15 protein-coding genes and 1 tRNA gene are annotated in these 19,918 nt (G+C 73.3%); 3 read left to right on the forward strand and 13 right to left on the reverse strand.

Features of this window, described 5'->3' with window-relative positions; genetic code table 11:
- Window positions 1-4 precede the first annotated feature (4 nt).
- Both ABZ877_RS12395 and rpmG read right to left on the reverse strand, forming a co-directional pair.
- The gene (locus ABZ877_RS12395; RefSeq protein WP_361068598.1) at window positions 5-253 is read right to left on the reverse strand and encodes a type B 50S ribosomal protein L31; all 249 of its coding nucleotides are present in this window, start codon (window positions 251-253) and stop codon (window positions 5-7) included.
- Window positions 254-255: 2 nt separating this feature from the next.
- Complete coding sequence (gene rpmG, locus ABZ877_RS12400; protein WP_324770702.1) at window positions 256-420, reverse strand: 50S ribosomal protein L33; 165 nt, start codon at window positions 418-420, stop codon at window positions 256-258.
- Window positions 421-561: 141 nt separating this feature from the next.
- Here rpmG and ABZ877_RS12405 point away from each other — a divergent pair, with 141 nt between their 5' ends.
- Window positions 562-1,050, forward strand: coding sequence for a hypothetical protein (locus ABZ877_RS12405; RefSeq protein WP_361068602.1), 489 nt, complete (start codon window positions 562-564; stop codon window positions 1,048-1,050).
- An 18-nt stretch (window positions 1,051-1,068) separates the two neighbouring features.
- Here ABZ877_RS12405 and ABZ877_RS12410 read toward each other — a convergent pair whose 3' ends face one another.
- The 3 genes from ABZ877_RS12410 to bla all read right to left on the reverse strand — a co-directional run bounded on the left by ABZ877_RS12410 (window position 1,069) and on the right by bla (window position 5,335).
- The gene (locus tag ABZ877_RS12410) at window positions 1,069-3,237 is read right to left on the reverse strand and encodes an FUSC family protein (protein ID WP_361068604.1); all 2,169 of its coding nucleotides are present in this window, start codon (window positions 3,235-3,237) and stop codon (window positions 1,069-1,071) included.
- Window positions 3,238-3,311: 74 nt separating this feature from the next.
- Window positions 3,312-4,418 (reverse strand): DUF2786 domain-containing protein, encoded by a 1,107-nt coding sequence (locus tag ABZ877_RS12415; RefSeq protein ID WP_361068607.1) that lies wholly within the window; start codon window positions 4,416-4,418, stop codon window positions 3,312-3,314.
- A complete protein-coding gene (gene bla / locus ABZ877_RS12420) occupies window positions 4,415-5,335 on the reverse strand; it encodes a class A beta-lactamase (RefSeq protein WP_361068610.1) in 921 nt (306 codons plus the stop codon). The genes ABZ877_RS12415 and bla overlap by 4 nt, the downstream gene beginning before the upstream one ends.
- A gap of 66 nt (window positions 5,336-5,401) precedes the next feature.
- Here bla and ABZ877_RS12425 point away from each other — a divergent pair, with 66 nt between their 5' ends.
- Window positions 5,402-7,105: a bifunctional 3'-5' exonuclease/DNA polymerase gene (locus tag ABZ877_RS12425; protein WP_361068612.1), complete on the forward strand. Its 1,704-nt coding sequence runs from the start codon at window positions 5,402-5,404 to the stop codon at window positions 7,103-7,105.
- Window positions 7,106-7,121: 16 nt separating this feature from the next.
- Here the strand turns inward: ABZ877_RS12425 and ABZ877_RS12430 are convergent, their stop codons facing one another.
- From ABZ877_RS12430 to ABZ877_RS12455, 6 genes are all read right to left on the reverse strand, one after another.
- Complete coding sequence (locus ABZ877_RS12430) at window positions 7,122-8,435, reverse strand: hypothetical protein (protein ID WP_361068615.1); 1,314 nt, start codon at window positions 8,433-8,435, stop codon at window positions 7,122-7,124.
- 21 nt (window positions 8,436-8,456) lie between these two features.
- The gene (locus tag ABZ877_RS12435) at window positions 8,457-8,969 is read right to left on the reverse strand and encodes a SigE family RNA polymerase sigma factor (RefSeq protein ID WP_361068618.1); all 513 of its coding nucleotides are present in this window, start codon (window positions 8,967-8,969) and stop codon (window positions 8,457-8,459) included.
- A 159-nt stretch (window positions 8,970-9,128) separates the two neighbouring features.
- Window positions 9,129-9,521, reverse strand: a complete 393-nt coding sequence (locus ABZ877_RS12440; protein WP_361068621.1) for a hypothetical protein — start codon at window positions 9,519-9,521, stop codon at window positions 9,129-9,131.
- A 215-nt stretch (window positions 9,522-9,736) separates the two neighbouring features.
- Window positions 9,737-9,810: transfer RNA gene (locus ABZ877_RS12445), tRNA-Thr, on the reverse strand.
- A 115-nt stretch (window positions 9,811-9,925) separates the two neighbouring features.
- On the reverse strand, window positions 9,926-11,503 hold the full coding sequence (locus ABZ877_RS12450; RefSeq protein WP_361068624.1) for an alpha/beta hydrolase: 1,578 nt from the start codon (window positions 11,501-11,503) through the stop codon (window positions 9,926-9,928).
- Between the two features lie 74 nt (window positions 11,504-11,577).
- A complete protein-coding gene (locus ABZ877_RS12455; RefSeq protein WP_361068626.1) occupies window positions 11,578-12,783 on the reverse strand; it encodes a DNA polymerase III subunit delta' in 1,206 nt (401 codons plus the stop codon).
- 81 nt (window positions 12,784-12,864) lie between these two features.
- Here ABZ877_RS12455 and ABZ877_RS12460 point away from each other — a divergent pair, with 81 nt between their 5' ends.
- Complete coding sequence (locus ABZ877_RS12460) at window positions 12,865-13,323, forward strand: GNAT family N-acetyltransferase (protein WP_361068628.1); 459 nt, start codon at window positions 12,865-12,867, stop codon at window positions 13,321-13,323.
- Between the two features lie 18 nt (window positions 13,324-13,341).
- Here the strand turns inward: ABZ877_RS12460 and tmk are convergent, their stop codons facing one another.
- Window positions 13,342-16,590 carry a dTMP kinase gene (gene tmk / locus ABZ877_RS12465; protein ID WP_361068629.1) on the reverse strand — a complete coding sequence of 1,083 codons (3,249 nt, stop codon included), beginning with the start codon at window positions 16,588-16,590 and terminating at the stop codon, window positions 13,342-13,344.
- 108 nt (window positions 16,591-16,698) lie between these two features.
- Complete coding sequence (gene topA, locus ABZ877_RS12470; RefSeq protein WP_361068632.1) at window positions 16,699-19,536, reverse strand: type I DNA topoisomerase; 2,838 nt, start codon at window positions 19,534-19,536, stop codon at window positions 16,699-16,701.
- Window positions 19,537-19,918 lie beyond the last annotated feature (382 nt).

Raw genomic sequence — 19,918 nt, forward strand, 5'->3', positions numbered from 1 at the left:
CCTGCTACGAGGCGGAGCCGTAGCGGCGCTGGAAGCGCTCGACGCGGCCCGCCGTGTCCAGGACGCGCTGGTTGCCCGTGTAGAAGGGGTGGCTCACGTCCGAGATCTCGACGTCCACGACCGGGTACGTGTTCCCGTCCTCCCACTCGATCGTGCGCTCGCTCGTCATGGTCGAGCGGGTGAGGAAGGCGTGGTTCGCGGCGCGGTCGCGGAACACGACCGGCCCGTAGGCGGGGTGGATGGCGTTGTTCATGGTCAGCGCTCCTCTCGGAAGTCGACGTGGCGGCCGGCGACGGGGTCGTACTTGCGCAGGGTGACCCGGTCGGGGTCGTTCCTGCGGTTCTTGCGGGTCACGTAGGTGTAACCGGTCCCCGCTGTGGACCTGAGCTTGATCACTGGGCGGAGTTCGTTGCGTGCCATACAGGCAGTATATGAAAATGGGAGCCATTTTCAATAGGGCGGGGTCCCGGCGGGCTGAGAGATGCGTCACGCCGACCGCCGTGGTTGCCGGCTGGTAACTTCTGCGCAATCCAGGTCGGCGGTTGGAACGAGGGGGACGGTGTGCGGATCGGGAAGCGGGTCGTGGCGGGCGTCGCGGTGGCAGCGGCGGCGCTGGCGGTGACGGGCTGCAGCAGCGACGACAGTGACGGCGGCAAGGACAAGGGCGCCTCGACGTCCTCGGCGGCGCCCGACAGCGGGGCGTCGTCCAGCGCGCCGTCCGGGTCCGCGCGGGACACCGAGGGCGTCTGGAGCGCGACGACGGACGGCAAGGCCGTCGTCCTGGTGGTGGGCGGCGAACAGGTGGCCCTGTCCACCGGCGACGGACACCTGTGCAACGGGACCGTGTCCGGCACCGGCAAGCCGACGCTCGACCTGAAGTGCGCGGACGGGAGCACCGACCGGACCAAGGGCACGATCGAGTCCAACGACGGCTCGACCATGAAGGTGTCCTGGGGCGCGGGGGCGACGGACACCTTCACGAAGTCCAAGGACGGGAACCTGCCGACGGGCCTGCCCACCAGCCTGCCCAGCGGTCTCCCGACGGGCTGAACCGGCCCGGCGCCGCCCCTATTCCGCGGACGTCTCCCGCGACTCCACGCTCATCGGCGGGTCGTCGGTGTCGAGCGCCTCGGAAAGCTCCTCCAGGCTCTCCACGAGCATGCCGGCGCCGCGCCGCACGACCCGGTCGGGGACGCCCTCGCCGTCCCAGGCGTCGAGCGCGGCACGGACCGCTCCCCACTCCGGGACACGGCGCTCGCGGATGGCGCGGGCGCCGTCGCGGACCGCGGTGCGCAGGGCGTCGGCGAGGGCGGCCGCCGCCGGTACCGGGGTGGCGTCGCGCTCGGGCAGGTGCGCCTCCATCAGCATGGCGACGCGGCCCAGGCGGTGCAGGGCGTGCGCCGCGTCGTCGGCGGCCGCGTTCGACAGGCCGCGATGGCGTACGGGTTCGTCCTTGGCCCGGTCGACCGCCTCCTGCCAGGCGATGTGCGCGTCCCGCGCCTTCAGCAGCGCCTCGCGGACGTCCGGGGAGGCCCGCCCCGCCGGATGGGCGTAGTGGTCGACGACGACGGCCGCGTACTCGCCGAGCGCGGCCAGCCAGTCCGCGAGGCGGGTGCGCAGACGCGGGGTCTCCCACGCCGGGTAGAGGGCGTAGGACAGCATGGCGAGGACGCCGCCGACGAGCGTGAGCACGAGCCGCTCGGGCACGGTCTGGCTCCAGCCCTCGCCGCCCATGCCGAGCAGGAAGACGACGTACGCGGAGACGCACGCCTGCGAGACGAGCTGGCCCGTGCGCATGAGCAGGTACATCAGGGCCGCGCACAGGACGGCCAGCGCGGCGGACAGCTCGGTGTCGGGGTGCGCGAGCCGGACGACCCCGGTGGCCAGGGCCACGCCGACGAGGGTCCCGCCGAACCGGGCCACGGCACGTGAGTACGTCTGCGAGAAGTCCGGCCGCATGATCATCACGGCGGACATCGGGACCCAGTAGCCGTGCCCAAGCGGAAGCGCGTTCCCCAGGAGATACCCGGCCACCGCCACCGCACAGACCCGGTACGCGTACCGCGATACCGACGCCCCCGCCCGCACCTCCCGCTCCATGGCCCGCACGACGACGGGGAGGAGCTGGAGGAGGGTGGGGCGGTGCAGGGGGCGGGTCTTCGCGGACGGGGCCGGGCGGGGCGCGGTGCGGCGAAGAGGGGCGCGGGCCGTCAGACGGCGGCGGAAGGCGGGGACCCGGGGTTCCGGGGTAGGGGTGCCGCCCGCTGTCTCCACCACGTCCCTCAGGAGGGAGCCGAGGCGGGTCGCCGCCCGCTTCGCTGGACCGGACAGGATCGCGTCGAGGTCGGGGCTGTCGAACGCCGCGATCGCGTCCGGCGGGATGTCGACCGGGGTGCCGTGCCGGATGGCGCGCGCCGCCGCGTCCAGGATCGAACCGGCGGCGGCCAGCAGCTCACGGGCCCGGTCGCGCTCGGGCCCCTCGGCGGGCACCCCGACCGCCGGATCGGCGAGCGACGCGAGCACCGGCCGGATGCGTTCGGCGACACCCCGCGTGCCGTGCAGTTGGGCCGGTCGGGTGCGGGCCTGGCGCGGGGTGAGCGCGGCGGCGTTGCGGGCCAGCATCAGCGGCGCCGGGTCGAACGGGGCGACCGGGTCGTGGCGCAGGCGGCGCGCGTAGTCCGCCTCGGCGGCGAGCGCGTCGGCGAGTGCGTCCCGGTGCGCTCCCCAGCGTCGTACGGGGAAGAGGACCACCAGCGCCGCCTGGACCAGGCCGCCGAGGGCCATGACCGCCGCGTGTCCGGCGGCCTCCGCGACCGTCGTCGGCAGGGTGATGGTGACCAGCATCATCGCCACGTTGGACGAGGCGATGATGCCGGTGGTGGGGCCCGCGGCCCAGGACAGACCGGCGAGGAAGGTCCACAGGGCGAGCAGGGGCAGGAAGAGGACGAGGTGGGAGCCGGTGAGATAGCCCAGGAACGTCGAGACGCCGAGGCTCGCCCCGGAGGCCAGCGCCAGTTGCGGCCGGGGCCGCCAGCTGCGCTGGAACGTGGCGATCGCCGCCTGGAACCCGCCGAACGCCGAGCCGGCCGCCGCCGCCGGGCCGAACAGCGTCAGGCTGACGGCGATCACGAGGGCGAGCCCGGCCGCGCCGCGCAGCGCGACGAGCGGTTCCAACCGCTTCCGCTCGACGGTCAGCCCCGAGCGAGCGGCGCCCTTCAACGCCCGGAACCAACTCACTCCACAACAATAGGGGTGAATCCGGCAAACAGGTCGCGCGACTGCTGCAACACCGACCCGCCGCCCCGGCCGGGCTACGAGCCCGGTACCCGCGCCCGCGCAGCCGCCGCGGCCCCCTCCACCCACCCCGCCTCGTCGGAGACCCCCCGCATCCGCGCGGTCACCGTCTCCGGGAACATCTCCTCGGCCCGCCCGGCGACCGCCACGTCCCGCGCCGCGAGCACCGGAAGCACCTCGCCCCGCTCCCCCACGACCTCCTCCGCGACCGCCGACAGCCGTTCCCCGATGCGATGGGCGTACGCCGCGAGGAAGGACTGCCGGAACGTCTTCGTCCGCTTCCGTCCGGCCGCCCGCTGCTCCGCCTCCGCCCGGGTCATCGCCGCGGACGCCTGCACGAGCAGCGACGTGTACAGCACCTCGACCGCGTCGAGATCCGGCTCGAACCCGACCACGGTGGAGAACCCGAACGCGCTGTTCCACACGGACCGGCACCGGTTCGCGGAGGCGACCGCGTCGAGCAGCACCGCCTTCGCCGTCTCGTAGGGCGCGTCGACCCCGACGCGCCGCGCGCCGGGCGCGTCCTCCGCGCGCGTACGGGAGGCGAGCACCGCCTCGTCGACCGAGTGCCGGGCCATGAGCTCCTGCGCCTTGGCGGAGAGCGCCTCGGCCTCCGGCGGATACCCGGTCGCCTCCGCCTTGGCGAGCAGCGCCCGGATGCGGGCGAGCACGCGCGGCTCCCCGGCGACGGGCGCCGTGAGGGACTCCCCCGGCACGGGCCCGACGGCCTCGATCGCGGGCAGCCGCACCAGCAGCCGGTACAGCTCCAGCGTGGTCGTGGCGGCGGAGAACCGGTCCTGCCGCGGCGGCTCGTCCGCGGGCAGTACGGCGATCTGCTCGGCCCAGCGCGGCGGCAGCGCCTCGTACCGTCCGGTCTCGGCGCGCACGAGCCGGGCGGCGAGCCCCACGTGCTCGGACGACAGTTCGCGTACGACCATCCGGATCACGTCGGCGGGCTGCCACCCCCGCTCCCAGCACCGCCGTACGAACTCCCGTCCGCGCAGGGCGAGCTCCGCGTCGGCGCCCGGGTCGGCGGCGAGCAGGGACGCCCCGGTGTCGAGGTCGTCGTCGGCGGTGAACAGCGCGGCGGCGAACGCGCGCTCGACCGTGGATCCGGTGCTCATGCCACGGACGCCATGATCTCGGCGGCCCGCGCCACGAGCCGGTCGTCGGGCGTCGCGTCCCGCGCGGGCTTCGTGGTGAGCACGGAGAGGACGACCGGGTCACCGGACGGCGCCCAGGCGATGCCCACGTCGTTCGCCGTCCCGTACGAGCCGGTCCCGGTCTTGTCGCCGAGGACCCACCCGTCGGGCAGCCCGGCACGGAACCGCTTGTCGCTGGTGGTGTTGGAGAGCAGCCACCCGGCGAGCCGGCCCCGGTCGCCGTGGTCGAGGGCGCGGCCGAGGACGAGCCGCGCGTACGTCGTCCCGATGGCGCGCGGCGAGGTGGTGTCCGTACGCCGTCCGGGTTCGGCGGAGTTCAGCTCGGGCTCGACGCGGTCGAGCCGGGTCACGCGGTCGCCGACCGAACGGGCGAGGCGGGTGACGGCGGCGGGCCCGCCGAGCCGGTGCAGGAGCAGGTTCGCGGCGGTGTTGTCGCTGAAGGAGATCGCGGCGCCGCACAGCTCGGCGACGGTCATGCCGTGCGCCAGGTTCACGGGCCTGCCGGTGACGGGCGCGCCGCCCGCCCGGTCGATGTCGGCCTGCGTGTAGTGGACGCGGCGGGCGAGGTAGGAGCCGTCGTGGTCGAGGTCGCGCAGGACCGCCGCGACGGCGAGAGTCTTGAAGGTGGAGCAGAGCGGGAAGCGCTCGTCGGCGCGGTGCGCGAGGGCAGTGCCGGTGCGCACGTTGAGGGCGTACACGCCGAGGCGGGCGCCGTGCTCGCGCTCCAGGGCGGCGAGCCGTCGGACGGCCCCGTCGGCGGCCCGCGCGTTCGTCGTCGTTCCCACGAGGGCGCTCGCGCCCACGGCGGAACCGGTGGTCAGCAGGGTGCGGCGGCTGATGCGCACGTCTTTCCCGTCCTCTACGTCGCTGCGTTGCATGACTGGCCCTGCCGAGTGAAACAGGCCGCACGGCGAATGTCAGTGCCGGGTGTGACACTCAGCCATGTGAACGAGCGCTGGGCTCTCGCCCCCACCGAGCACGGCGGCGCCGACGTCGTGCCGCTGGGCCGGGACGGGCTGCCCGCCGCGCCCGTCACCAGGGAGCCCGACCTGGTGGAGGCGGTGCGGAGCAGACCGGGCGTGGCCCGCTGGGTGTGGCGGGACACGCACGCGGTCTACCCGCGCCTGGTCGCCGCGGGCGTCGTGGTGGAGCGCTGCTACGACATCGAGGCCGCCGAGAACCTGCTGCTCGCGCACGAGGGGCGGTACGGCGAGCCCCGGTCGGCCGCCGCCGCGCTCGCCCGGCTCCGGTCGCGGCCCGTGCCGCCGGACCCGCCGCCCAGGGTCGCCGAGCCCGGCTCCCAGTCGCCGCTGTTCGAGCCGCGCCCGCCCGTCCACGTCCCCCTGGCCGACCTCGTCGACGTCTACGCGGACCAGCAGCGAAGACACACGGCGACGGCCCTGCCGGACCGGATGCGGCTGCTCACCGCGTCGGAGTCGGCGGGGATGCTGATCGCCGCCGAGATGCGCGCGGCCGGTCTGCCGTGGCGCGCCGACGTGCACCGGGACCTCCTCCACGAGCTGCTCGGCGAGCGGTACGCGGGCGGCGGCGAGCCGCGCCGCCTGGCGGAGCTGGCGGACGAGGTGTCGGCGGCGTTCGGCAGACGCGTGCGCCCCGAGCTGCCCGCGGACGTGGTGAAGGCGTTCGCCGAGGCCGGGATCAAGGTGTCCTCGACGCGGCGCTGGGAGATCAGGTCCATCGACCACCCGGCCGTGCGCCCGCTCCTGGAGTACAAGAAGCTGTACCGGATCTACACCGCGCACGGCTGGTCCTGGCTGCAGGACTGGGTGCGGGAGGGCCGGTTCAGACCGGAGTACCTGCCGGGCGGCACGGTCTCGGGCCGCTGGACGACGAACGGCGGCGGGGCGCTGCAGATCCCGAAGGTCATCCGCCGCGCGGTCGTCGCCGACCCGGGCTGGCGGCTCGTCGTCGCCGACGCGGCGCAGATGGAGCCGAGGGTGCTCGCCGCGATCTCCCGCGACCCGGCGTTCATGGCGGTCGCGGGCCAGGACGGCGACCTGTACCAGTCGATCTCGGACCGCGCGTTCTCCGGCGACCGCGGCCGGGCCAAGATCGCCGTGCTCGGCGCCATATACGGGCAGACGGCGGGCGACGGCCTGAAGAACCTCGCCGCGCTGCGCCGCCGCTTCCCGACGGCGGTCGCGTACGTGGACGAGGCGGCCCGCGCCGGCGAGGAGGGCCGCCTCGTGCGCACCTGGCTCGGCCGCACCTGCCCGCCGGCCGTGGGCGCGGCCGAGGCGGAGGAGGCGGGCCTGCCGCAGGAGGTACCGGACGACCCCGACACCGACGGCGGCGGCCCGTCCCAGGGGTACACCCACGGGTACGCGTCCTCGAACTCGCGCGCCCGGGGCCGCTTCACGCGCAACTTTGTGGTGCAGGGCAGCGCCGCCGACTGGGCCCTGCTGTTGCTGGCCGCGCTGCGGCAGGCCCTCACCGGGATGGCGGCCGAGCTGGTCTTCTTCCAGCACGACGAGGTGATCGTGCACTGCCCCGAGGAGGAGGCGCCCCGGGTGTGCGAGGCGATCCGGACCGCCTCGGACCTCGCGGGCCGCCTCACGTTCGGCGAGACACCGGTCCGCTTCCCGTTCACGGTGGCGGTGGTGGAGTGCTACGCCGACGCCAAGTAGGAAGCGGCGACGCCACCTACCGCCACTTCTCCGAGAGCGCGATCCTCTTCAACTCGGCCAGTGTCAGAGCGGGTTGCTCGCGCGTCGCGTCCGTCCTCTGCGACGCCGAGTTGAACGCGGAGACCGCGACCCGCAGCCCGTCCGGGCGCAGCGTGTCGACGGTCCACATGACGGTCCCGGAGCCACCCTTGTCGTCACCGGGCCCCTCGTGGGTTGCCACGCGCGTGCCGTCCGGCAGGGTCTCATCGCCCGGTCCGAACAGGTCGTCCGCCACGTCCCGTATGCCGGACTGCACGTTGATCTGCACGAAGGACCCGCCCTTGCCGTCGTCGACGACCACGTACGCGTAGCCGCCGTCCTGGCCTCCCTCGCCGGTGACCCCCACGCGCTTCGGCAGCAGGGACTTCAGCTTCTTCAGGACCGCCGCCTTGCCGAGCCCCGCCGCCGCCGGAGGCGCGGCCTTCTCGGGCTCGGCCTCGCCGATCGCCTTCATCACGGGCACCCACTCCGGCGAACTGACGATCGCCCTCAACCGCTGGATGCTCAAAGCCGGTTCGGGCCGGGTGACCGGAGCGTCCTTCTCGGCGGCGGCGTTCCACTCAGTGGCGTCGACGGTGTACCCCTCGGGAGACATGTAGACGCCGCGCCACGCCTTGGTGTCGACACGCTTGTCCGGATACTCGTACCCGCGGATGAGCAGCAGCCGTGACCCGTCGGCCATCTTCCGGTCCGTGCACGAGTCGTACGGTACGAACGCCTTGTCGGGGCAGGTGAGCTGCTCGTCGGCGCTCGTCCCGGCCGGATCGACGGCGCCGACGGTGACGCCGATGGCACTCTTGCCGCGCCCGTCGTCGAACACGAGGTGTGCGTACGGCCTGTCGTCGGTGCCCCGCCCCTCGCGCTCGCTCACCTTCCCCTCGGGGAGCAGCCCTTCAAGGATGCCGACGACCTGGTCGGCGCTGAGCTGCGGGCCGCCGCCGTGCGCCGTGCCCTTCGGGCTCCGCCCGGGCGAGGGGGCCGACGCCACACCGCTCTGCGCGGTGGTGGTGCCGCCGGTGCCCCCGGTCCCGAAGGCCCCGGCGGCGTACGACGACCCGAGCCCGACGACGGCCAGCGCCGCCACGCTCCCGGTCACCGCGCCGACACGCCCGCGCCGCAGCCTGCGGCGGCCGCGCAGCATCCCGCCGTCGACCAGCGTCCGCCCCTCGGCGGTGAACCCCTCCCCGGTGCGCCGCAGCGCCACCGCGAGATCGTCCTCGAACCCGTTGCCTCGGCCGTCGTCCGCTGCGGACACCCCGACCACTCCCCTCTCGCCTGCGCGTACGGTCATCGATGAACGTCCATAGGTCCGTCAGGACGCGACGAACTCGGTGACGGAGCCGCCGAGTTGCTCGCGCAGCCTGGCCAGGGCCCGGCTGCTGCGCGTGCGCACCGCGGCCGAGCTGAGGTGCAGCGCGTCCGCCGTCTCCTCGACCGAGCGGTCCTCCCAGTAGCGCAGGACGACCACCGCCCGGTCCTTGGGCGGCAGCCGGCGCAGCGCGTCGAGCAGCGTCAGCCGCAACGAGGGATCACCGGCCCCGGACGCCACCGGCTCCGGCAGCGCGTCCGAGGGGCGTTCGCCCGCCGAGCGGCGCCGCTGGTGCGCCAGGAAGGCCCGTACGAGCACGGTCTGGGCGTACGCCGCCGGGTTCCCCTGCCGGACGGCGGACCGCCCCCAGACCACGTACATCCGTCCGAGGGTCTCCTGTACGAGGTCCTCGGCGAGATGGGTGTCACCGCTGGTCAACAGGCACCCGGAGCGGAAGAGCTGGCCCGTGCGGGCCTCCGCGAACTCGCGGAACGCGCCCTCGAGCGACCGTCTCATCCCCGGTGTCCTCCCCCGTCGCCTCACCTACACGTGATGAATGCGCCGACCCCCCGGAAATGTTGCACGCGATTTCCGGGGGGGCTTGACCTCCTTCAACGCGAGCGGCCCCGCTCCTGGTCAGGAGCGGGGCCGCCGCGGTTCACATCGTCGACCGGGTCAGTGGTCGTTGAGGAACTTGTAGTCCTTGCACTCGCCGTCAGGCGACCGGCAGAACTTGAACCCGATGTAGGTGTTCTCCGGCAGGTCGTACTTGCCGCCCATCGACGCCTTCTTGGTGGCGGTGTTGCCCTCGCCGCCCACGCTGAAGGAGTAGCGCGGGTTGCCCGTCGGGCTGCCGATGTACACGTTCATCGTGACACCACGGCCGTCGGCGTCGTTGTCCTTGATCGTGACGACGTCACCGTACTCATTGAAGAATCCGGTGCCGCTCCAGTCGACGCCAGGAACGTTTCCCCAGGCGTCGCCCGTGTGCATGGTGTGGTCAGCGGCCATCGCGGAGTTGGTCACCCCCACGACGAGCACGGCGCTCGCGGCGGCCACACCGGCCATACGTCCGAGTTTCAACTAATGCCCCCTGTTTGCATGTTGTCCCCGCAGGTGCGGGAACGGCCATGATCGTAAAGGTCTCGATTCACAGAAATCAACGCCGTTTCCCCCGGCGAGCCGACGTGACAAGACCCACACACCCCGTACTCACCACCCACCCCGAACAACGACAAAGCCCCAGGTCCCACGGCTTTCACCGGGAACCTGGGGCTTCACTGAGCCGCCTTCGGGATTCGAACCCGAGACCTACGCATTACGAGTGCGTTGCTCTGGCCATCTGAGCTAAGGCGGCGCCGCCGCGCGCACGGGAGTGCGTCAGCAACATCGCCAATCCTACACGCTTCCCAGGGGTGCTCCGCCCACCCTTTTACGGCCGCGGATCTTCCGGCGTCAGCCGGGCCCACCCGTCACGAGCAGCGCTTTCCGTCCCTCGGAGGGGTGCCGGAGACGAGGTAGGTGTCGATGGCGCCGTCGATGCAGTCGCTGCCGCGGCCGTACGCCGTGTGGCCGTCGCCGTCGTAGGTGAGGAGGCGGCCGGAGGAGAGCTGGGCGGCGAGGGCCTTGGCCCACGGGTAGGGGGTGGCCGGGTCGCGGGTGGTGCCGACGACCACGATCGGGGCGGCGCCCTCCGCGGTGATGCGGTGCGCCTCGCCGGTGGCCTTGACCGGCCAGGACGCGCAGTTCAGCGCGGACCAGGCGAGACCCGCGCCGAAGACCGGGGACGCCTTCTCGAAGGCGGGCAGCGCCTCCTCGACCTCCTTGGGGGAAGTGAAGGCCGGCGGCTGGTCGAGGCAGTTCACGGCCGCGTTGGCGAACATGAGGTTGGCGTACTTGCCGTCCGCGTCGCGCTCGTAGTAGCTGTCGGAGAGGGCGAGCAGGCCCGAGCCGTCCCTCTTGGTCATGGCCGCGGTGAGCGCCTCGCGCAGTTGCGGCCAGGCCCCCTCGTCGTACATCGCGGCGATCACCCCGGTCGTGGCGAGGGACTCGCCCAGCTTGCGGCCGTCGGCGTCACCGGTGGCGAGGGGGGCGGCGTCGACCTCGGTGAAGAACGACTTGAGCCGCTGCCCGGCCTGGTGCGGGGTGCCGGTGCCGAGGGGGCAGCCGGAGCGGGCCACGCAGTCCTTCGCGAAGGACTGGAACGCGGTCTCGAAGCCGGCGGTCTGCTGCTCGTTCAGTTCCCGCGCCGGAAGCGACGGGTCCATGGCCCCGTCGAGGACGAACCGCCCCACCCGCTCCGGGTACAGGCCCGCGTACGTGGCGCCGAGGAACGTGCCGTAGGAGGCGCCCACGTAGTTCAGCTTCTTGTCGCCGACGGCGGCGCGGACCAGGTCCATGTCGCGGGCCGCCTCGACGGTCGAGACGTGCGGCAGCACGCGTCGCGAGGTCCGGTCCTTCGTCTCGCAGCCCTTCGCGAACGTGGCGAAGGCGGCCGTCAGCTTCTTCTGCTCGCCCCTGTCGTCCGGGGTCACGTCGGTCTGCGTGTACGCGTCCATCTGCTTGCCGTCGAGGCAGGTGACGGGGGCGCTGCGGGCGACGCCGCGCGGGTCGACGGCGACCATGTCGTAGCGGGCGCGGACCTCCTTGGGGTAGCCGATGCCCGCGTACCCCTGGAGGTAGCCGATCGCGGAGCCGCCCGGGCCGCCCGGATTCACCAGGAGCGAGCCGAGCCGCTTGCCGGGGCCCGTGGCCTTCTTGCGGGAGACGGCGAGGTCGATGTCGCCCGCGGACGGCTTGTCGTAGTCGAGCGGCGCCTTGAGCGTCGCGCACTCGAACCCGGGCGCGCCGCACTTGCGCCACTTCGGGTCCTGTTCGTAATAGGTGCGCAGCCGGGCCTCGTCGGAGCTGGGCAGCGCGGCGAGCGTGCCCTCCGCGGCCTGCGAGCTCTTCGGCGAACAGGCCGGGATGCCGACCAGCAGCAGCCCGGCTGCGGCGGCGAACAGGGCGGCACGGCGGCGGGCGGTGGAGGGGTGGCGCCTGGAGTACATCACCCGAGCGTAACGCTCCGCGCGGACGAGGTCACTTTCCGTGCCCCGACGGCGGGGCCGGTCGCCTGCCCGTCCTAACCCGCCCGCAGCGCGAGCGTCATCGCCTCCACCGCGAGGAGCGGCGCCACATTGCGGTCCAGTGCGTCGCGGCACGCGCCGATCGCCTCTATGCGTCTGAGGGTGGACTCCGGGGACGTGGAGCGGGCGAGGCGTTCCAGCGTGTCCTGGATCTCGGTGTTGGCGAGGGCGACGCGGGAGCCGAGCTGGAGCGCGAGCACGTCGCGGTACACGCTGGTCAGCTCGGTGAGGGCCAGGTCGAGGGAGTCGCGTTGCGAACGCGTCCTGCGCCGCTTCTGCTTGTCCTCCAAGTCCTTCATCACACCGGCGGTGCCGCGCGGCATCCGGCCGCCGCTCTGCGCGCCGAGCGCCGCCTTCAGCTCGTCGGTCTCCTTGGCGTCGACCTCCTCGGCGAGCTGCTTGGAGTCCTCCGCCGCCGCGTCGACCAGCTCCTGCGCCGCCTTGAGGCAGCCGCCGACGTCCTCGACGCGCAGCGGCACCTTCAGCACGGCGGCCCTGCGCTCCCGCGCGCGCGGGTCGGTGGCCAGGCGCCGGGCCCGGTCGATGTGGCCCTGGGTGGCGCGGGCGGCGCTCGCCGCGACCTCGGGCTCGATCCCGTCCCGCCGTACGAGCATGTCGGCGACGGCGTCCACGGCGGGCGTGGCCAGCGTCAGCAGACGGCAGCGGGAGCGGATCGTCGGCAGCACGTCCTCGACCGAGGGCGCGCAGAGCAGCCACACCGTGCGCGGGGCGGGCTCCTCGACGGCCTTGAGGACGGCGTTCGCCGATTTCTCGTTCAGCCGCTCGGCGTCCTCGACGAGGATCACCTGCCAGCGGCCCGTCGCCGGTGACGTGTACGACTTCCGTACGGTGTCGCGCATGTCCTCGGCGAGGATCTGGGTGCCGACCGCCGCCACCGTCGTGACGTCGGCGTGCGTGCCGAGCAGCGCGGTGTGGCAGCCGTCGCAGAATCCGCAGCCGGGGGCGCCGCCGAGCGCCCGGTCCGGGGAGACGCATTGCAGCGCCGCCGCGAAGGCCCGCGCCGCGGTGGTCCGGCCCGCGCCGGGCGGCCCGGTGAACAGCCAGGCGTGGGTCATCTTCGACGCCTCGGGCGGCGCCTGCCCGGTACCGGCGGCGGTCACCAGGGCGTCCGCGTCCCGCGCCGCCGCGTCCAGCTCCGCGACCACGCGCTCCTGACCCACCAGGTCGTCCCATACCGCCATGGGGACACCGCCCTTTCTCGTACTCCCGCCATTGTGCCGGGCGCCACTGACAACACCCCCCGCACCCGCTTGGCTACGCGGATGACCGATCTCCGCATCGAGAGGCTGACCGGTGACGCGGACGGCGACAGCGCCCTCGTCCGCGACTGGCAGCACGCGCACAACACGACCGTCCCGGCCGACTCCGCGTACCTCTCCCTGGACGACGTGCGCGAACGCGCCGGGCGCAACGTCCTGGAGGTCGCCTACGCCGGGGACGTCCTCGTCGGCTGCTCCACCGTGCGGGCCCCGAAGGAGGGGGTGGCCACGGTGATCGCGCGCGTCCTGCCGGAGCACCGGGGGCGCGGGCACGGCAGGGCACTGTACGAGCGCGGGCTCGCCACGGCCCGCGCGCTCGGCGCCGAGCACATCGAGACGGTCGTGCTGACGTCGAACGAGGCGGGGCTGCGCTTCGCCGAGCGTGCCGGGTTCACCGTCGAGGTCGACCGCTACCGCCTCGACGGGGACACGGTGGACTGGGTGGAGCTCCGGCTGGCCTGAGCCCCACCCGTACGCCGGTCAGCGGCGGCGCCGCCCGCGCCGCCCGTCGCCCTCGGCGGGGTCGTCCTCGTCGTCCTGGCCGCCGAGCAGTTCGTCGGCGAGGGTCGGCAGGTCGTCCAGCGGGGTCTCCTCCGCCCACTCCGGGCGGGGGCGGCGGCGCGGCCGGCCCTGCTCGTCGATCTGCGGCAGCTCGGCCGTGCGGTCGGCGGCGCTCTCCGGCGTCTGCGCGGGCCGTTCGTCGCGGAAGTAGCCCTGCGGCACCCGGTCCTCGGCGGGGTCGGGGACCCGGGGCAGGACGGCCGTGTCGTCGGCCGCGCCGACCGAGGGGCGCGGCAGCTGGGCCGTCTCCTCGGCGTCCCGGACGGGCGGGAGCACAGCGGTCTCCTCGGCGTCCCGGACGGTCTCCGGCTCGCGGACCGGCTCCCGTACGGGCGGGAGGACCGCGGTCTCCTCGGCGTCGGACGGCGCCTGCGGCCGGACGACCGGTGTCTGCAGCGTCGTCTCGCTGTCGGGCTCCGGCGCCCGCTCGGACGGCTTGCCCTTACGAAGGTCGGCCGCACCGGACGAAGCGTTCCCGGCCGGGGCGTTCCCGGCCGACGCGCTCCCCGTCCAGGCGGAGCCGGTCGCGGCGGGCCCGCGCGGTGCGGACGGGGTCGGACGCGCCGCCTGTGCCGCCTGCGCGGCCGCAGCCGCCTGCGCCGCGAGCCGCCGGGCCTCCTCCGCGCGCAGCAACGCCTCCTCGGCCTTGCGCTGCTTCTCCAGGCGCCGCTCCTCGGCCTCGGCCCGCAGCCGGGCCTCCTCCTCGGCCTGCTTGCGGCGGCGCTCCTCCTCGGCGGCGCGGGCCTTCTCCTCGGCAAGGAGGCGGGCCTTCTCGGCCTCGGCCTTCTTGCGGGCCTCCTCGGCGCGCTGCCTGGCCTCCTCGGCCTGGCGCTCGGCCTCGATGCGCTGCGCCTCCTCCAGCTCGCGGCGCTTGCGCTCCTCCTCCTCGGCGCGCAGCTTGGCGAGCTGCTCCTGGCGCTCGCGCTCCAGCCGCTCCTCCTCGGCCTTGCGCGCGGCCTCTTCCTCCGCCTTGCGGCGCGCTTCTTCCTCGGCCTTGCGGCGCGCTTCCTCCTGCGCCTTGATCTCGGCCTCGGAGAGCGGCAGGAGGACGTCGAGACGGTGGCGGATCACGGTCGTGACGGCCTCCGGCTCCTGGCCCCCGTCGACCACGAGGTAGCGGCCGGGGTCACCGGCGGCGAGGGTGAGGAAACCGGAGCGCACGCGCGCGTGGAACTCCATCGGCTCCGACTCCAGGCGGTCGGGCGCCTCGGTGAACCGCTCGCGGGCGGCCTGCGGGTCCACGTCGAGCAGCACGGTCAGGTGCGGGACGAGTCCGCTGGTGGCCCACCGGTTGATGCGGGCGACCTCGGTCGGCGACAGGTCGCGGCCCGCGCCCTGGTAGGCGACGGAGGAGTCGATGTAGCGGTCGGAGATGACGACGGCGCCGCGCTCCAGGGCGGGCCGTACGACGGTGTCGACGTGCTCGGCGCGGTCGGCGGCGTAGAGCAGTGCCTCGGCGCGGTGCGAGAGGCCAGCGGAGGAGACGTCGAGAAGGATCGAGCGCAGCCGCTTGCCGACGGGCGTGGCGCCGGGCTCGCGCGTGACGACGACCTCGTGGCCCTTGCCGCGGATCCACTCGGCGAGCGCCTCGGCCTGCGTCGACTTGCCCGCGCCGTCGCCGCCCTCCAGGGCGATGAAGAAGCCGGTGGCGGCGGGGGCCGCGACCGGGTCGTTGCCGCCGAGCAGGGCGTCGCGCAGGTCGTGGCGGAGCGGGACGCCGCTGCGGTCGTCGGTCTTGGCGAGGACCAGCGCGGCGACGGGCAGCAGCAGCGCGCCGACCAGCATCATCGTGAACGCGGCGCCGCCGTGCGCGAAGACGAACTTGCCGTTCTCCAGGCGGTGCGGGCCGATGAGCGCGGCGAGCAGCGGCGCGACGAGCGCGCCGAGCGCGACGCTGACCCGTACGACGGCCTGGAGGTGCTCGGTGACGCGGGCGCGCCGGTACTCCTCGCTCTCCTGGTCGAGCAGGGTGTGGCCGGTGTTCGCGGCGATGCCCGCCGTGGCCCCGGCGAGCGTGACGACGAGGAGCACGGTGGTCACGTCGGGGACGAGACCGGCGGCGAGCAGGGCGATGCCGGTGAGGGCGATGGCGAGGGCGAGCAGGCGGCGCCGGGACAGGGTGGGCAGCACGGCCGGCGCGGTGCGGATGCCGATGACGGTGCCGCCGGTCAGGCCGATCACGAGCAGGCCGAAGGTGACCGGGCCGCCGCCGAGGTCCTTGGCGTGCAGGACGGAGACGGCGACGGCGGCCGCGACGGCTCCGGCGACGGCGGCGCAGGCGAGGACGAGCAGCGGGATCGCGTGAGTGCGGCCCTTGTCGACGGTCCCCGAGGTCTTCGGGCGGCGCAGCCCTTCGAGCGGCGACCGCGCGCGCGGGGTCTGCACGCCGGGGAGCTGGAGGAAGTACACGACGGACAGGGCGGCGGCGAACAGGCCCGCGCCCACGTACGAGGCGAGCGCGACCTGGTGCTGCGCGAACCAGTCGACGCCCGCGCCGATCAGGTTCTGCACCAGCGTGACGACGACGAGGATGGCGGCGGCGAGCGGGATCGCGACGAAGCCGGTGCGCAGCGACAGGCGGCGCAGGGCGTCCATGTGGTCCGGCAGCGGCCGCACGGCCGCGCCCTCGATCGGCGGCGCGGGCAGCAGGGCGGGCGCCGCGCTCTCCTTGGCGACGGTCCAGAACCGCTCGGCGACACCGGCGACGAACGCCGTGACGAGGAGCAGCGCCAGTGCGTTGTCCGGGGTCCAGTCGATCCAGAGCGGGGCGACGATCAGCAAGGCCGCCCGCAGCCCGTCGGCGCCGATCATGGTCCAGCGCCGGTCGAGCGGGCCGCCCGGCGTCGTCAGCGAGGTCAGCGGTCCGAGCAGGACGGCGCCGAACAGCAGGGTGGAGAGGATGCGCGTGCCGAACACCGCGGCGACGGCGAAGGCCACGCCCCGGTACCCGCCGCCGAAGGACCCTTGCGCGATGGCCGCTTGCAGCGCGAGCACGACGAGCACAAGCAGCCCGAGCACATCACCGACCCCTCCGACGAGCTGCGCGGACCACAGTCGCCTCAACCGGGGTTCGCGCAGGAGGGCGCGCACGGCGCGCTCTCGGGAGTCCGCTACCAGGGCGTCGTCTGGGGCCGCGTGGGGGGCCGTTGGCTGCTCGGCAGGGGTCATTCGTCCAGCCTATCGGGACGGGCCGACACTCCGGGGGACCACCCGAACAAACGGACGCCTCCGGGTACGGAACCCGGAGGCGTCCCCTCCACACATGTGACGTACGGCCTACTCGACCGGCGCCGAGGCCGCCTTCTTCGCGGGCGCCTTCTTGGCGGCCGTCTTCTTGGCGGCGGTCGTCGTCTTGGCCGCGGTCGTCGTCTTGGCCGCGGTCGTCTTCTTCGCCGCGGTCTTCTTGGCGGCCGTCTTCTTCGCGGGCGCCTTCTTGGCGGCCTTCTTCGCCGTCTTCTTGGCCGGGCCCTTGGCCCGCTTCTCCGCGAGCAGCTCGTAGCCGCGCTCGGGCGTGATCGCCTCCACGGAGTCGCCGGAGCGCAGTGTGGCGTTCGTCTCGCCGTCGGTGACGTACGCGCCGAAGCGGCCGTCCTTGACGACGACGGGCTTCCCGCTGACCGGGTCCTCGCCCAGCTCCTTGAGCGGCGGCTTGGCTGCCGCGCGACCGCGCTGCTTGGGCTGCGCGTAGATCGCCAGCGCCTCTTCGAGCGTGATCGTGAAGAGCTGGTCCTCGCTCTGCAGGGAGCGCGAGTCCGTGCCCTTCTTCAGGTACGGCCCGTACCGCCCGTTCTGCGCGGTGATCTCGACGCCCTCGGGGTCGGTGCCCACCACGCGCGGGAGCGACATCAGCTTCAAGGCGTCGTCGAGCGTGACGGTGTCCAACGACATGCTCTTGAAGAGCGAGGCGGTCCGCGGCTTCACCGCGTTCTTGCCCGTCTTCGGCGTCCCTTCGGGAAGGACCTCGGTGACGTAGGGACCGTAGCGGCCGTCCTTGGCGATGATCTGGTGGCCGCTGACCGGGTCGGTGCCCAGCTCGAAGTCGCCGCTCGGCTTGGCGAGCAGCTCCTCCGCGTACTCCACGGACAGCTCGTCGGGCGCGAGGTCCTCGGGGACGTCGGCGCGCTGGTGGTTCTCGGAGTCGCGCTCGCCGCGCTCGATGTAGGGGCCGTAGCGGCCGACGCGGAGCACGATGTCGTTCCCGACCGGGAAGGACGAGACCTCGCGGGCGTCGATCGCGCCCAGGTCCGTGACGAGCTCCTTGAGGCCGCCGAGGTGGTCGCCGTCCCCGTTGCCCGCCTCCGCGGCGGAGCCGGAACCGTCGCCCTCACCGAAGTAGAAACGCTTCAGCCAGGGCACGGACTGCGCCTCACCGCGCGCGATGCGGTCGAGGTCGTCCTCCATCTTGGCCGTGAAGTCGTAGTCGACGAGCCGCCCGAAGTGCTTCTCCAGGAGGTTCACGACGGCGAACGACAAGAAGGACGGAACCAGGGCGGTCCCCTTCTTGAAGACATAGCCGCGGTCGAGGATCGTGCCGATGATCGACGCGTACGTCGACGGGCGGCCGATCTCGCGCTCCTCCAGCTCCTTGACCAGGGACGCCTCGGTGTAGCGGGCCGGCGGCTTGGTCGCGTGGCCGTCGACCGACATCTCCTCGGCGGTCAGCGGGTCGCCCTCGGAGACCTGCGGCAGGCGCCGCTCGCGGTCGTCCAGCTCCGCGTTCGGGTCGTCGGCGCCCTCGACGTACGCCTTGAGGAAGCCGTGGAAGGTGATCGTCTTGCCGGACGCGCTGAACTCGGCGTCCCGGCCGTCGCTCGACCGGCCCGCGATCTTCACGGTGACCGAGTTGCCGACCGCGTCCTTCATCTGGGAGGCGACGGTCCGCTTCCAGATCAGCTCGTACAGCTTGAACTGGTCACCGGTCAGACCGGTCTCGGCGGGCGTGCGGAAGCGGTCGCCGGAGGGGCGGATCGCCTCGTGCGCCTCCTGCGCGTTCTTCACCTTGCCCGCGTACGTGCGCGGCCTGTCCGGCAGGTAATCGGCCCCGTACAACTGCGTGACCTGCGCACGAGCCGCCGCGACCGCCGTGTCCGACAGCGTCGTGGAGTCCGTACGCATATAGGTGATGAAGCCGTTCTCGTACAGCTTCTGCGCCACCTGCATGGTGGCCTTGGCGCCGAAGCCGAGCTTGCGCGAGGCCTCCTGCTGCAGCGTCGTCGTACGGAACGGGGCGTACGGCGAGCGGCGGTACGGCTTGGACTCGACGGAGCGGACCGCGAACCGCGTGTCCTGGAGGGCGGCGGCAAGGGCGCGGGCGTTCGCCTCGTCCAGGTGCAGCGTGTCCGACTTGAGCTGCCCGAGCGAGTCGAAGTCGCGGCCCTGCGCGATGCGCTTGCCGTCGACCGCGCTGAGGCGCGCGACGAGGGACGACGGGTCGGAGGGGTCGCCGGCGCGGCCGGTCGCGAAGGTGCCGGTCAGGTCCCAGTACTCGGCGGAGCGGAAGGCGATGCGCTCGCGCTCCCGCTCGACGACGAGCCGGGTCGCGACCGACTGCACGCGGCCCGCCGACAGGCGCGGCATGACCTTCTTCCACAGGACCGGCGAGACCTCGTAGCCGTACAGACGGTCGAGGATGCGGCGGGTCTCCTGGGCGTCGACCATGCGCTTGTTCAGCTCGCGCGGGTTGGCGACGGCGGAGCGGATCGCGTCCTTGGTGATCTCGTGGAAGACCATCCGGTGGACGGGGACCTTGGGCTTCAGGACCTCCAGGAGGTGCCACGCGATGGCCTCGCCCTCGCGGTCCTCATCGGTGGCGAGGAAGAGCTCGTCGGAGTCCTTCAGCAGGTCCTTGAGCTTCTTGACCTGCGCCTTCTTGTCGCTGTTGACGACATAGACGGGCGCGAAGTCGTGCTCGACGTCCACGCCGAGACGGCGCACCTCACCCGTGTACTTCTCGGGTACCTCGGCCGCGCCGTTGGGGAGGTCGCGGATGTGCCCGACGCTCGCTTCGACGACGTACCCAGGACCGAGATAGCCCTTGATCGTCTTCGCCTTGGCGGGCGACTCGACGATGACGAGTCGGCGGCCGCCCTGTGCGGTCTCGCTGGTCGGGGACAACTTCGCTCTTCTCTCCGGTCGGCGGTTGTGGCTGCTTCCGTGTCACTGCTGCGGAGTGTGACGGTACCTCCCGCCGGTGTGTCAAACGGGAAAAGCGCGCAGCAGCCACTCGGAACGGTAACCCGACTCTTCGTGATCCTGCCCCTGGACCGGGGAGCGGAAGCCCCGCCTCCGCGTCACCGCAAGATCACTGGGTGTACCGGTCGGCGGTTCCCCGTGCCACGTTCCCGTCACGACCGTCCCCGTCCCGTCCCCATTCCCGCTCCCTCACTCCCCTCCCTTATCCGCTCCTGACAAGATGGCGGGTGGCTGGGGGGAGCCCGAGGGCGATGGATGACCAAGGGAGACCCCCCGCTCCGTCCCCACCGGCATCCCGACCCAG

This window comes from Streptomyces sp. NPDC046939 (genome assembly GCF_040644575.1).
GTDB lineage: Bacteria > Actinomycetota > Actinomycetes > Streptomycetales > Streptomycetaceae > Streptomyces.